This is a genomic window from Chryseobacterium piperi (assembly GCF_002285635.2).
In the GTDB taxonomy this organism is placed as follows: domain Bacteria; phylum Bacteroidota; class Bacteroidia; order Flavobacteriales; family Weeksellaceae; genus Chryseobacterium; species Chryseobacterium piperi.
On record NZ_CP023049.2, the window covers coordinates 3,000,545 to 3,016,100 of the forward strand.

At 37.7% G+C, this 15,556-nt stretch carries 10 protein-coding genes; all 10 read right to left on the minus strand.

Features of this window, described 5'->3' with window-relative positions:
• Positions 1–50: 50 nt before the first annotated feature.
• Positions 51–548, minus strand: coding sequence for a cupin domain-containing protein (locus CJF12_RS13080; protein ID WP_034680618.1), 498 nt, complete (start codon positions 546–548; stop codon positions 51–53).
• Between the two features lie 24 nt (positions 549–572).
• Positions 573–2,843 carry a GH92 family glycosyl hydrolase gene (locus CJF12_RS13085; RefSeq protein WP_051887141.1) on the minus strand — a complete coding sequence of 757 codons (2,271 nt, stop codon included), beginning with the start codon at positions 2,841–2,843 and terminating at the stop codon, positions 573–575.
• 10 nt (positions 2,844–2,853) lie between these two features.
• Positions 2,854–3,720 (minus strand): ROK family protein, encoded by an 867-nt coding sequence (locus CJF12_RS13090; RefSeq protein WP_034680619.1) that lies wholly within the window; start codon positions 3,718–3,720, stop codon positions 2,854–2,856.
• A gap of 63 nt (positions 3,721–3,783) precedes the next feature.
• Positions 3,784–5,121 carry an alpha-L-fucosidase gene (locus CJF12_RS13095; RefSeq protein WP_034680620.1) on the minus strand — a complete coding sequence of 446 codons (1,338 nt, stop codon included), beginning with the start codon at positions 5,119–5,121 and terminating at the stop codon, positions 3,784–3,786.
• Between the two features lie 164 nt (positions 5,122–5,285).
• Positions 5,286–7,610 carry a glucosamine-6-phosphate isomerase gene (locus CJF12_RS13100; RefSeq protein ID WP_034680622.1) on the minus strand — a complete coding sequence of 775 codons (2,325 nt, stop codon included), beginning with the start codon at positions 7,608–7,610 and terminating at the stop codon, positions 5,286–5,288.
• 45 nt (positions 7,611–7,655) lie between these two features.
• Positions 7,656–9,083: a glycoside hydrolase family 125 protein gene (locus tag CJF12_RS13105; RefSeq protein ID WP_034680624.1), complete on the minus strand. Its 1,428-nt coding sequence runs from the start codon at positions 9,081–9,083 to the stop codon at positions 7,656–7,658.
• Positions 9,084–9,115: 32 nt separating this feature from the next.
• Positions 9,116–11,350 (minus strand): GH92 family glycosyl hydrolase, encoded by a 2,235-nt coding sequence (locus tag CJF12_RS13110; RefSeq protein ID WP_051887142.1) that lies wholly within the window; start codon positions 11,348–11,350, stop codon positions 9,116–9,118.
• A 100-nt stretch (positions 11,351–11,450) separates the two neighbouring features.
• On the minus strand, positions 11,451–12,422 hold the full coding sequence (locus tag CJF12_RS13115) for a glycoside hydrolase family 130 protein (protein WP_034680625.1): 972 nt from the start codon (positions 12,420–12,422) through the stop codon (positions 11,451–11,453).
• 39 nt (positions 12,423–12,461) lie between these two features.
• Complete coding sequence (locus tag CJF12_RS13120; protein ID WP_034680627.1) at positions 12,462–13,754, minus strand: MFS transporter; 1,293 nt, start codon at positions 13,752–13,754, stop codon at positions 12,462–12,464.
• A gap of 173 nt (positions 13,755–13,927) precedes the next feature.
• Complete coding sequence (locus tag CJF12_RS13125) at positions 13,928–15,553, minus strand: SusD/RagB family nutrient-binding outer membrane lipoprotein (RefSeq protein ID WP_034680631.1); 1,626 nt, start codon at positions 15,551–15,553, stop codon at positions 13,928–13,930.
• Positions 15,554–15,556: the final 3 nt, after the last annotated feature.

Genomic DNA, 15,556 nt, shown 5'->3' on the forward strand with positions numbered 1-15,556 from the left:
CGTCATTCTCTGAGAAAATGGCGGACAGAGATCAATTATACTTAGCGGAATTATCTTCCAAAATCATCCTGTACTCTTACAATATCGTCTTCATCTGACGGATTGGATGCATCTGTATGCTGCCAGATTTCAGCAACAACACCCCAACCCTCTAATCCGATCAACCTATGTCTTTCCCCCTGCTGAAGCTTGATCTGATCTTTCGGATGGTATTCTTTCAGCGCTCCTTCCTCGTCTGTATCACTTTTTTTGACACCTACCTTTCCTTCTACTACCTGCCAGATCTCAGCTCTCCTGTGGTGATACTGCCAGCTCAATCTTGCCTGAGGGGCAACAATCAGAATTTTAGGGCTTAATTTTCCTCCTATTTTTAAACTTTCTACATCAATTCCATCAAAATATTGGTTGGCAAAATCCTGTGCCTGATTTTCATCAATTACAAAAAAACCACCCCAAGGTCTTGTTTCATCTTTAGCTGCAAGATTAAATCCTTGAGCCTTTAACATCTTTTCTACTTTCTCAAATATTTCTTTCTTTTCTGCACTCATCGCTATGCTAATGTTAGTTTATAATTATTCTTTAGACATTGAATAGGGAAAATCTTTTTCCTGCGATCCCCTTTCTTTATTAGGCTGATTATCCATCTTAAAATCTAAAACTGTGCCTTGTATAAGCTCTTTGTGGCTTAGCCAGTTTTTGGAATAAGGTTTACTATTCACATGTAATGACTTTACATAAATTTTTTGATCATTATTTTCCGGGGCTTTTATTTCTATTTTCTTCCCGTTTTCAAGATGAATCGTCGCTTCTTTAAACAACGGAGCTCCTAAAACATATTGATCTGTTGCGGGCGTAACCGGATAAAATCCTAATGCAGAAAAAACATACCATGCAGAAGTCTGCCCGTTATCTTCATCTCCACAATATCCATCAGGCGTTGCCTGATATAGTTTATCCATTACCTGTCTTGCCCAATATTGTGTTTTGTATGGTGCTCCGGCATAATTATACAAGTAGATCATGTGCTGAATAGGCTGATTACCATGAGCATACTGTCCCATATTCACAATCTGCATTTCTCTGATCTCATGTATTACGCTTCCATAATAGCTATCATCAAAAACCGGCGGAAGGGAAAACACCTCATCCAGTTTAGCTTCGAATTTCTTTTTACCACCCATCAATTTTGCCAAACCATCAATATCCTGGAAAACCGACCAGGTATAATGCCAACTATTTCCTTCTGTAAAAGCATCTCCCCACTTAAAAGGGTTAAATGGCGACTGAAATTTACCTTCTTTATTTTTTCCACGCATAAGACCCGTTTCAGGATCAAACATATTCTTATAATTGTATGCTCTTTTTTTATAAATATCAATTTCCGAAGCTGGTTTCCCCAAAGCCTTTCCCAACTGATAAATAGAGAAATCATCGTACGCATATTCCAATGTCCTGGCTGCATTTTCATCAATTTTAACATCATAAGGAACGTAGCCCAGAGTGTTATAATATTCTACCCCTTTACGACCTACTGCATCAATAGGTCCCTCATGATTAGCCCCGTGTTTTACAGCTTGCCAAAGAGTTTCAATATCATAGCCCCGCAACCCTTTAATATAAGCATCGGCAACTACGGATGCCGAATTATTTCCGATCATAATATCAGAATAACCAGGACTGCTCCATTCCGGTAAAAAGCCTCCTTCCTTGTAAGCATTTGCCAAACCTTCCTGCATTTCTACATTAATACCTGGATACACCAGATTCAAGAATGGGTATAATGCACGGAATGTGTCCCAAAAACCGGTTCCCGCAAACATTTTTCCATCCAGTATTTTACTGTTGTAAGGACTCCAGTGCTTTATTTTATTTTGAGCATCGATCTCATACAGTTTTTGCGGAAAAAATAAGGTCCTGTATAAAGAGGAATAAAATGTTCTCATTTGCTGATCAGTTCCTCCTTTTACCTCTATTCTGCCAAGTGTTTTATTCCAAACATCCTTAGCGTTATCTTTTACCTGATCAAAACTTCGGTCTGCTATTTCTCTTTTAAGATTTAATTCTGCCTGTTCGAAACTAATGAATGACGACGCCACTTTTGCATAGACAGATTCTTTATTTTTAAGTTTAAACCCAACCACAGCTCCGGCATGATCACTGGTGATTTCCAATTGATCCCTTACTAATTTATCATCTTTCCAGGTTGTTGTGACATCAAAATCTTTATCAAACTGAACGATAAAATAATTTTTAAAATTCTCATATTTCCCTCTGGCATATTTGGTTGTATACCCTATAATTTTTCTTTGTTTTGGAAGAATTTTAATATAAGAACCTTTGTTCAATGCATCAATTACAACATAAGCACTATCCGTCTTAGGAAAATCAAATTTGAAAAATGCCGCCCTTTCTGTTGGGGTAAATTCTGTAGTGACATTAATATCAGCCAGATAAACACTATAAAAATAAGGCTTTGCAATTTCCGCTTTATGACTGAACCAACTAGCCCGGTCTTCTTCCTTAAATTTCATTTTCCCCACGCCCGGCATAATCGCAAAAGCTCCGTAATCATTCATCCATGGAGAAGGCTGATGCGTTTGTTTAAATCCTCTGATTTTATCCGCATCATAAGTGTAAGCCCATCCATCGCCCATCTTACCGGTCTGTGGTGCCCAGATATTCATTCCCCAGGGAAGCCCGATAGCCGGATATGTATTCCCATTAGATAACGAAGGCTTAGATTGGGTTCCCATTAATGGATTCACATAATCTGCAGGAGATATATTCTGGCTCAGTACCCAGACATTGATCAAAAGAAAAAAAGTTGAAAATAGAGACTTCATTATATTGTTTTTAGTTTACCTGAACTTTCTTCAAAGCATAACCAGCAGCTCCTAAAATAGCGGCATCTTCAAAAATCGCTGAAATTTTAACAGGCAAGTTAATATTATTTTTTGCTAGATTTTCATTAAATTTCTCCTTAAAATAAGGGTAAGCTTTAGCAATATTCCCTCCTATAACTAAAACTTCCGGTCTATAATGCATTACATATTTGATAATAAATTCCGCAAAGGAATCTGCATATTCGTCAAAGATTTTAGCTTGTATTTCTATAGGAGCATCCAACAATTCCTTGGTTCCTAAAATTTTTTCTCCGGTTAATTCAGTATAACGTTTAATAAACCATCTTGTAGCTAAATAATCCTCAGCAATAGAATCCCTGAAAGCTGAGTTCCATAGATCTTCATCAGTAACCGTAGAACCATCATAAAATGTAGTTCCAAGCCCAGTTCCTAATGTGATTCCAAAGGCTCTTTGATACCCCTGAACACATCCTCCGAAAAGCTCTCCTTCCAAAAATGCAGCGGCATCATTCACAAACTGAATCTGCTTATCTGAAATAGATAACCTTTGTGCCAATTCATCTTTAATATTAATTTGATACAAATCAATGAACTTCCCCTGTTGCATTAATGAAGTTCCATTTTCATAATTAAAGGGCCCCGGCATAGCAATACCTATCAAAAGATGATTCTTTATAAGATCATCTGTTCCTTTCTCAATTGTCGAAATCCATTCAGAAAAGATTATTTCTCTCGATTCAAAAGAATCAATATGTTCCCTGACATAAGTTGACTGGATAATCTCACGTTTTTCCGGGTCTATCTGGGCCATGGTGATATGTGATCCTCCAATGTCAATTCCTACTACATTTTGCATAGTTTATTAGTTTATTTTTTTGATACAGATTTCTGCCTCAGTAAGTCCTGTAAAATCTCTCATTTATTTCCCTTCAAAAACAATTACAGTATCAGGATCCTGCTCATTGGCAGCATAAGCATGGCTATCAAATGTCAGAATATTATTCTTAAAAGTATACTTAACCTGTTTTTTATCCTTTAGTAAATAGACAGCATTAATTTTTTTAAATGGAAATTTCTCCAGTGTAATTGCTTTACCTGGATTATTGAGAATATGAACATACATTTTACCTGGCTTTTGGGTAATCGCTCCCCATTCCTGAAGTGATAAATATCCTCCTCTGGTATCATAGATACTCTCTCCATATAGCTTCAGCCAAGCTCCCATTTCTTTAAAGGAATGAATAAAGGGCTCCGGAATTTTACCATTAGGCATTGGACCTACATTCATCAACAAGTTGGCATTGCTTCCGGCCGCATTGACCAGCAGGTGCAAGAACTCTTTAAATGTTTTGTTTTTATTATCCTTCAGATCAAATCCCCAGGAATTATTTAAAGTTTCACAATATTCCAAAGGTAATCGTGAAATCTTCTGATAGTTTAATCCGCTTTTATTCTTTCCGGGGATATCTTTTTCAAACATCTGAAAATCTTCTCCTTCCAAAGGACTGATATGATGATTATTACCTGCAAGGCATTGAGGCTGAAGTTTGTGGATAAGCTCATAAATCTCATTCATTCTCCAATCCACATATGTTTTTTCACTCCTGTTTGCTTTTTCTTCTTCCATTTGGTCCCAATACCCATCAAACCATATCCCTGAAACCTCGCCATAATTGGTTAGCAGCTCCGTTAATTGATTTTTCATAAACTGAATATAGTCATTCCAGTTACCTTTGTCAGTACGTCCGGTTCCTTTACCAGTCCGGCCAGTCCAGTAAGAATAGTCGGTTCTTGTCCAGTCCAGAAGAGAATAATAGAATACTATTTTAATTCCCTGTTTATGGCATTCATCAGCTAATTCTTTTACCAAATCCCTTTTGAAAGGGGTATTCATAATATTGAAATCCGAATACTTTGTGTCCCACATACTGAAACCGTCATGATGCCTGGTCACTAAAGTAATGTATTTTGCACCTCCGTTCTTAGCCATGGAAACATATTCTCGGGCATTAAATCCGATAGGATTAAAGAAGTTTTTTAATTTGTCATAATCATTAACCGGGATCTTATCATTATTCATCACCCATTCCCCTCTCCCAAGCTGGCTATACAATCCAAAATGAATGAACATTCCTAGCTTTTCATTCTGAAATTCAGTCCTTGCTTTAAGATTAGCTTCGGTAGGTTGATAATTTTCCTGGGAAAATCCTACAAGAAAACTTGCCAGCAATACTATTACTATTATTTTTTTTAGCATAATTTAAAATAATTACTTTTTAAATTTAAAAGTATCAGCTTCAATTAATCATAAACGACTTCGAAGCATAGCCTAATAATCGAAGTCGCTTACGTGGATCTTGATGTTTTTTGAAACAGATGATCATTCGTCGCCCCTATCCTTATTTCAAAAATAAAATTGAATTAAAATTGACCTTCTGTACTCTTCTCCAATTCCCGGGCAGATTGCAGAAATTCTTCTACATTCATTTCTTTGAAAAACAATAGCCCGTGGGTTGCTCTGAGGCGAGGGCTTCCATTATCATAGAAATAAGGTTTCCCTAATATCAACTGTACAGCATTTAACTGTTCAACCCAGGTCTGAATTGACAGATGACTGAATTTTCCATTATAGCGATAACTTGGAAAAGAGGCTTCCACCTGGCTTAAATAGCTATTGGTAAAACTCTCATCCATGGTACTCATTGCATTAAGGGATACCGGGAAAACATGGGTAACATCGGCAGCATTAAATTGATACCAAACATTTCGATATCCCCATATTTTAAGTTTGGAAAGATCTTTTTCTTTCCCCCATTCTCTTACCGCTTCTGCAATGGCCTGGAGAACTTTATAATGAGTATCAGGTCCACTACCTTCAGGGTCAAAGGCAAGACTGATTACCGTAGGATTAATCTCTTTTAATTCTTGCAGGATCGGAAGAACATCTCTTTCACGATTCGGCTTTTCTGTAAAGATAGCACCGGTATAGAAACCAAGTCTAAGGTGACTTACATTCTTTGTTCTTACTCCAAAATGAGCCCACACCAGTTCTTCTTCATATTCACGGATCATTCCCTTCAGAATTTGAATTTTAGATTCAGGATTCTGACCATCATAACTGGAGTTAACTGTAGCTATGATTTCTCTGATTTTTTCAGATAAATCCGATTTGCTTTTCAGATCCCAGAGCTCTACAATGCTTCGCACCATTCTGTGGGAAACTGCTCTTGATCTTTCATACTCATCTCCGGAAGCAATATTGATCAGGTAATGATAGACATCTTTGTCTTTTTTATTTTTATATCCTACTTCAAAAAAGTCCGGATAATTAAGCATTTCTACTTCCCCCTTTTCTACAAAAGAAAGTGTATCATTAAGGATCTTTATTAAAAATTTATTTGTAACCGCCGTAAATCCAGAAGTCAGTACTGAATAATAAGAGGTATTGGTTTCATTACGGGACTGATAATGAATATAGGGTAACAGACCCAAAGAAATATCATCGTGGTGAGGACCTGTATGATAAAAAACCTCATTGCTCAGCGACTCAGTTCCTTTTTTTATTTTACTTTCAATAGAATTGATAACACCCTGTACGGTAGCTTCATTAAGACCAGGAATTAATTTTGTATACTGATCTTCTTTCAGGTCATCCAGAGTAAGATGCTCTGCGTATTTATTGATCTTCTGAGTTAGAGACATCACCGCCTTATCTGTCTTTTCCTGAGACCAACTGCCTGATTGGTAGTAGTCATCAACATAATCATTCAGCATGCTTGCAGCTCCTAATGTGAGATAAAATCTACCGTTCGGAAGGTTAGCAAGAACGGAAGCAGGATATAAATTAGAAGGAGGTAATTCCAATGCACTTTTAATCATAGGCGCTTTTGCCTCTCCTGCTGCAAAAATAATGGCTACAGCTTCTTTGTTATAGGCAATGGTTTCCAACCCTATTGTAATCACCAGTCGCTCTCTTGAAATTTCAATCCCTCCAAGATCTCCGGCTGCAACAGCCTGTGTTTCAAAGTTAGTAGAAGTCAGGCGGGTTGTTGAATATGGATCAGAGCCTTTGATGTTAAAAGCAATATGCCCATCCGGACCTATTCCACCAAGGAAAAAACCAATTCCTCCCAGTTTACGGATTTTTTGCTCGTATTCCGAACACCAGTTATCGATAAGGAAAATGGACTCTTTTTGCAATTTTTCCATTGGGTTTTCAGCCTCACGGTACCTTAGTTCAAGGTTTACTTTGCTGTCCGGAAAAACCTCCTCAAAACTTTTACCTTCAGCCAAAGGGATTTTATCACAATTAATAAGCAAGGCATTTTCTTTCTTTAGGCCAAAACCTTCAATATAATATTTGTTGACATAATGATAAAAGCTATTGCCCTGTGATGATTTTATAGGATAAAACTCATCGATCTGAACAAAGTGCAAATCAGCCAGTGATGGCTTTTCTTTGAATAATAATTGATGCTTTTCTCTTAGCTCAACAACGTTTTCTTTTTCCCAGTTTTCAAGGATGTACTTTGTCCAATAAATAAAATATTCAGGCGTCTTTCCCGTAGGAAGACTGATGACCCCTTTAGGGTTTTGGGAAACCCATTCTAAAAAGCGAAATGCTGAAAGCATTCCCAGTTTAGGAAAATTGTCAACCACAATGTAAGGGACATTCACTTGGCTATTTCTTGGAACGTCATTCAAAAAAGTTTGCTCTACTGGCGTAAAAGTTTTATTGTTTTCCATCTTGGAGGTTTTTTATTATGTTGAATATAATATAAAATTCTGAATCTACGCCAGTAACTCAGGATTCTCTTTAAAGGTTTTCCACAATAACTCCCCAAACAGGGTATTAGACCACGCAAACCACGCTCTTGTAAATTTTTTATCATCATCTTTATGGAAAGACTCATGCATAAATCCGGTTCCGCCATGCGTTTTTTGTAATGTTTGTATACACCATCTGATCTCGCCTTTATCTTTTGTGGTAAGTGCTTTCATAATAATACTCATCGGCCAGATCATATCAAGACCAATATGTGGCCCTCCAATCCCTTCTGCCAGTTTTCCCTGGAAAAAGAATGGATTATCTTTCGACCACACATATTTTCTGGTATTCAGGTATACCGGATCGTCTTCTTTTACCGCATCAAGATAAGGCAGCCCTAACAAACTCGGGCAATTGGCATCATCCATCAGATTATAGCTTCCAAAACCATTGGTTTCAAAGGCATATATTTTTCCATATTCCGGATGATCATAAATTCCATATTTTTTGATGGCAGCCTCCACCTCATCGGCCAGACTATTTAATTGTTGAGCTAAAGCTTTTTCATTTTTTATCTGGGATACCATTTCTGCTGCCTGGCGTAAGCTTACCACAGCAAATAAATTGGAAGGAATAAGAAAGGCATAAATCGTAGCATCATCACTAGGACGGAACATCGAATTGATCAATCCAACAGGTTTTGTTGGATAACCATATCCACCCATTGGAATTCCATCAGTAGCCCAGGCTGTTGTACGTTCGAATTTATATGGTCCTAAATCCTTTTTTCTCTGTTGTTCTATAAATGTCTGTAAAGTCAGTTTAATTCCCTGTAACCAATTTTGATCAAAAGGTTGGGTATCTCCGGTTGTCTTCCAGAAATGATAAGCCAGACGAATTGGATAACACAATGAGTCTATTTCCCACTTTCTTTCATGGATCCCCGGCTTCATATCGGTGTGATCATATTCTTTCCATTTACTTATTTTTTGATCATCATTATAGAATGCATTAGCATAAGGATCTTTTAAAATAAATTGTGTCTGCTTGTGAATGACCCCGGAAATAAGTTTATGCAGCTTTTCATCATTTTTTGAAAACTGAAGATAAGGAAAAACCTGGGCAGAGCTATCACGAAGCCACATGGCATCGATATCTCCGGTAATAACGTACGTATCAGGTGTTCCGTTATTTTCTGTATAGAAAACCGTTGTATCTAATGTGTTGGGAAAGCAGTTTTCAAAAAGCCATGTCAGTTCTTTGTTCTTCACTTTCTTTTTGAAAGCCGAGATTGCACTTTCTACCGATTCGCTGGTAAAATGTCTTTTATCTTTAGGAACACGGACAACAGGGAATTCTTCTACGCTTAATCCTTTTGCAAAAGCATTTTGCGCAAATAATAATCCGGCTCCTGCCAGTGCACTTGTTTTAATAAATTTTCTCCTTTCCATTGATACGTTTATTTCGTTATTTTTTATGAATTCTATTTTACGGGTTTATTTCCCATGACAAATTTTAATTCTCCTCCGTTCATGATATCATTGTGGTTCAATTCCCAGCTTTTGAATTCTTTGCCATTCAAAAACATTTTCTGAACGTATATATTTTTATCAGATATTTTGTCTGCAATCACCGTGAATGTTTTTCCATTTTCAAGCTTTAAAGAAGCTTTTGGAAATTGAGGCGCACCAATCGCATAAACCGCTTTTCCTGGGGTAACCGGGTAAAATCCTAAAGAGGAGAAAATATACCAGGCTGACATCTGTCCACAATCTTCATTGTTCACAATTCCGTCAGGTTTTGCTGCGTACATATGATCACGGATGTATTTGACCATTTTCTGGGTTTTATAAGGAGCATCGGCATAATTATACAGATAAGGAACGTGGTGCCCCGGCTCATCACCAAATCCTAAAGATCCAATGAATCCGGAAATATCAACATGCTGCTCTCCCACCATTTTAAGTTCTTCGGTAAATGTTTTATCTAATTTTTGCTCAAATCCTTTCTTTCCTCCGTACAGTGTAATCATCTCATCAATCTGATGCGGAACAAAGAAGTCGTATGCCCAAATATTTCCTGATACCCAGTGTGGCTGTAGTTTTTTCCAGTCATTTAAAGGAAAATCTGCCAGGAATTGCCCGTTTTTCTGCCTTGGCCAGAAGTGGTTATTTTCTTTATTAAATGTATTGAGGAAATTCATAGATCGTTTCTTATAGACTTCCGCATCTTCTTTCTTACCTAATTTTTCGGCAAGCTGCTGGATACACCAATCATCATAAGCATATTCAAGGGTTGCCGAAACAGAAGCACCATTTTCCGATGGGGTATAGCCCAGTTTGATGTAATCATTCAGGCCTCCGCCGCCATCACTACTACTCATTTTATCTGTTAGCGAAGCATCTTTCATGGCAGCAAATGCCTTTTCAGAGTCAATTCCCGGAACACCCTTGGAAATAGCATCCCAAATTACGGATACACTGTGATAGCCTAGCATACAAAAATTATCATAGCCACAAAGTTCCCAGATGGGCATATGATCCTTACGGTCTGTATATCTGCTGATCAGAGAATTTGCAAATTCCTTCGTGTGTTTCTGATCCATAATGGTCAGTAACGGATGTGTCGCACGGAAACCATCCCAATAAGAATAGGTACTATAATTCGTGAACCACTTCGTATTCATATTTTCTTCCGCAGCAACATAATCTCCATTCACATCCATATAAAGATTGGGTGCGATAAACGTATGATAAACGCCTGTATAGAAAATTTTTCTTTGGTCATCTGTTCCTCCTGTAATATCAAATCTGCTGATAAGATCTCTCCAGGTAGTTTGTGCTGTTTCTTTAGCTTTCGCGAAGTCTACATTTTTCGCCTCTGCATCAAAATTCTCCTGGGCCCCTTCCGTACTTACCGGAGATAAGGAAACCTTTACTTCAATGCTTTCATTTTCCTGTGTGGAAAATCTTACAAATGCTTTGGCATCTTTAGCAAGAGCAAATTTTTCATTCTCTTTTATTTTTCCTTCTGAATATACTCCGGAGGATTTAAATGGCTTTGAAAATTCCATAACGAAATAAGCAAACCTTTTACCTCCCCAGCCGTTACTGTAACAATAACCTTTGATCTTATTATTGCCCTCAATACTTACCAGCGTATGATAAATATTTCCGAAGATTTTATTGGTGGGGTCAATGATGATATTAGACTCCTCACTCTTTGGAAATGTGTATTTATGAAAACCCACTCTTGGAGAGGCTGTCAGCTCAGCTTTAATCCCATAACTGTCCAGCATCACAGAATAATAGCCGGGAGATGCAGTTTCTCTTTCATGACTGAATTTAGAACGATACCCACTTTCAGGATTTTCTTCTGTTCCGGGAACCATTTTTATTTTTCCGGTGGTAGGCATTACCAAAATATCTCCAAGATCTGCCCATCCTGTTCCACTCAGATGATTATGACTGAACCCCATAATGGTTTTGCTACTGTAATGATAACCTGAGCACCAGTCCCAGTCACCACTTTTCGTATTCTGATCAGGACTCAGCTGTATCATCCCGAAGGGTGTAGTTGCTCCCGGAAAGGTATGACCATGCCCACCAGTCCCAATAAACGGATCTACCCATGAAAGAATATCATTCTTTCGTTGTTGAGCATTTCCGGTTTGAGAAAGCAGCGTGATTAAAAAATAGATAAGCAGTTCTTTTTTCATAATAGAGAGATCTTGAACATTTTTAAGACAACACAAAAAAATGAAATTTTTATTTTAAAACCGAGAAAATAATGTGTTTCATTCTTATTTTATCCCTAATTTATATAGAATTGTTTTTCATAAAGTCAATAATTTCGGAAATATATCCGAATGCCATAGAAACAACAGTATCTGCAGCACCATAATATACAGTTACTTTATCTCCTTCCGATAAGGCTGCACAAGGGAAAACCACATTCGGAACATCCCCGGTAAGTTCATACACTTCTGCTGGAGCCAACAGGTAAGATTTTGTCCTGAACAATACTTTCGTAGGATCTTCCAGATCGAGCAAAGCAGCGCCCATAGAGTACCTGAACCCTCTGCAGGTGTTGATCACTCCGTGATAAAAAAGCAACCAGCCTTCATCTGTTTTTATAGGAACCGGCCCTCCTCCTATTTTAGTACATTGCCAGGCACTGTCTTCAAATGGAGTAACCTTCATTACACAACGGTGTTCGCCCCAATATTTCATGTCAGGACTGTAGCTGATATAAATGTCTCCAAACGGCGTATGTCCGTTATCACTCGGTCTGCTCAACATGGCATATTTCCCGTTAATTTTTTCAGGAAAAAGGACTCCGTTTCTGTTAAAAGGTAAAAAAGCATTTTCACACTGAAAAAATTCTTTGAAGTCAAACGTATAACCAATCCCAATAGTAGGACCATGATAACCATTACACCAGGTAATCCAGTAACGATCTTCAATGAATGCAACACGAGGGTCATATTTATAATCAGATTCGATCATTTCCGTATTTCCCGCTTTCATTTCAATAGGATCGTGGTGGATATCCCAATGAATACCATCCTTGCTGAAACCTGCAAAAATATTCATCTGCACGGCTTTGTTATCACATCTGAAAACGCCCGCAAAGCCATCTTCAAAAGGAACTACCGCACTATTGAATATGCTGTTTGATGTAGGTATCGCATATCTGTCGATAATTGGGTTTTCGGAAAAACGCCACATAATATCGTGGCTATTCGCCGGACGATCCTGCCAAGGGATCACTGCTGATTGAGGTGTCATAAAGTATTTTTACTTTTATTTAAGTTATTTAATAATGAATTAGTGTTCTTCTTGCTTTTCAGTATGTGGAAAAGGAGCTATCAACGTAACCACAAATGCCGGTATGGTCGCAATGAGAACCCAGATAAAAAACATTTTGTATCCTATCCAGTCACTGATCATCCCACTGAACATTCCAGGAATCATCACACCAAGGTTCATAATGCCTGTTGCAAATGCATAATGTGCTGTTTTATGTTTTCCCGGTGCTATCTGCTGCATCATATACAGCATCAGCCCTACAAAACCAAACCCATAGCCAAAATATTCAACGACCACTGCAATGCTTACAGGAAGAAGAGTATCCGGCTGATAATGAGCTAATAAAGCATATACTACAAATGGAATATTAAAAGCGCAGCATAACCAGATTAACGATCTTTTTAATCCCCGGGCAGAAATAAAATATCCTGCTAAAACAGATCCTAAAATAAAGGCTGCAGAGCCGTAGGTTCCATAAATAAGCCCAATATCCGATGTAGATAACCCCAAACCTCCTGAAGTTCTCGAAGCTTTGAAAAACAAGGGTGCTATCTTGATAGCAAACCCTTCTGCAAAACGATACAAAATAATAAAGAGCACGGACCAGAGAATCTTCTTTTTTGTAAAAAATGAGGTGATTACCTCCACAAGTTCTTTACGGATATTTCCTGTAGTCTTCGCATTTTTCTGCTTTTCCCTATTATTTTCTTTTGGTAAAACAGAGTAATGATAAACACCCAAGATAAAGAATAAAAGCGCATAGACTCCCATAATGATCATCCAGGCTTTAGTAATCCCTTGTGTTTTTTCAAGTACTCCTGCAAAATAAACCAGAACTCCACTGCTAATAATTTTTGCCAGATTATAAAAGGCTCCCTGCCATCCAATATATTTTGCCTGTTCCTTATTTGTCAAAAAATTGATATAAGTTCCGTCTGCTGCAATATCATGAGTTGCTCCACAAAATGCAACAACTGCAAAAAGCGCGATGCTGTATTTGAAAAATCCAGGCAAAGGCAGGCTGAATGCAATTAATGCAAACAAAATCCCAATGGCAAACTGAGTGGCAACAACAAAAAACTTTTTGGTTTTATAAATCTCCAAAAAAGGACTCCAAAGGGGTTTTATAGTCCAGGAAAATAGAATAAGGGCTGTCCAGAAAGCAATCTTAGAATCCGAAACTCCCATGTCTTTATACATAATCCCGGAAACTGCATTAATCGTGACAAAGGGTACCCCCATTGCAAAATACAATGTTGAAATCCAGAAGATAAGTGGTATTGAACGAGTTCCGGAATTGTTTTTTCCCATGTTAAATTGATAGATACTAAAAAGAGGACATCTCAAAAGTTCCATTCCGAATTAAACGAAACATTGTGAGAAATAAAAAAATACTGTAATTTTTTATGCCGGAATGAAAAGCAGGTATCCATACCTTTCATTTGAGACGGCCTCTGTACTTTAAATTATTTATTGAGTTCCTATTATGGTTTTTTATCCCACCAAAGTTTTGTTCCTCCTGTATCAGGCCCATTCAGTGTTTGAAGGGCTCTTTGATAACCTGGGCCATTATTTTCACGGTATTTTAAAGGAATTGGTATTCTTCTGATAAAGCCTTGAGTACTGATCGTTCCTTGGCTGTTATTTATAATATTAGGGAATATTTTAGGATAACCTGTCCTTCTTTGCTCAGCCCATGCCTCAGAACCATTAGGATACAATGATATCCACTTTTGCGTAATGATACGCTCCAGCTTTCTTTCAAAATTTTCTCCATTATTCCATTGAATCGTAATCGTACTCAATATAGGATTACCAAGGTTTACATTGTTGGTTGGATTTTTAGGATCTACATAAGCTTGCTGTATGGAAGTCGCATCATTGATATAAGTGTTGTAGGCTGCCGATTTCCCCCACTCTTCCAAAGATGTTTGTACCCCTCTCTCATAGTTCGTTTTTGCATCTCCTGCTCCGGCATATCCCCTGATGGCTGCTTCAGCTTTTAAAAACCAGGTTTCTGCAGCAGTATATAATTTAGCCAATCCTTGAGTTTGTGAAAAATAATCACCATAAGCTGATTGGGCAATATTATTAGAGAAGCTACCATAACGATCTTTACTTCCTCCTAAGTCTATACCCAAACGGACTCCTATGTATTGATTGGCCACATCCGAATCAGTAGCTTTTGTAATATAGGAAGGAAGTCTTGGGTCATTATAACCATTAAGATAAGACGTTAGAGAAGCTCCCGCCTTACAGTCGGAATAGTTATATATTACAACATACACCGGAGATAGAGAGCCATAACGAACTGCTGCATTCTGCGCATTATTTTCAATAAAGCCAACAGGAGAACTTAATGCTTCTTCTGCGTACATCTTGGAACCAACAGGATCTACATAAGACATACGCATTGCAAGCCTTAACTTAAGAGAATTGGCAAATTTAGCCCACGATAATGGCTCTCCATTGAAGGTCGCATCAGATTTTTTAAGAACCGTTTTGTCCTCTACTCCTAAATTAGACTGTAAAACCTCAATAGCTTTCGATAGATCACGGATAAAGTATTTATAAGCATCTTGTTGCGAATCATAATCTACCGAATAATCGGAGTTTGATTGTCCAAATTTACTATAAATCACAGGGCCGTGTTTATCGGATACATTGGCGGCTGATAAAACTCTTATGATATTAAACACAGCATAACTTCCCTTAAAATCAACATTGGCGTATAGTTTCTTTTGAGTTTGTTCAAAATCAACATATCGCTGCATAGATTCTTCCAGTTGGTTTTTCATAATCCACTCATTCCACCCACTATTCATGAAATAATTATTATTCCAATTCCAACCTCCGGTCGCCGTACTAAAATACCCGCTATAAAAATCAGCGTTTAGATTATTTTGAAGCTGGTACATGTAATCTGTTTGGTAGACAATGTTTCTTTGTGCCAGATTTAGCCTGTTAACTAAGCCGGTAAAATCTGCTTGTAACACTTCATTGGTAACGTTGGCATACTCTGAGTTAATATCTCCAAAATCATTGGTACAAGAGCTAAGTCCAATACATAAGGACAGAGAAAAGCACACTTTTAATATATTGGCTTTCATAAT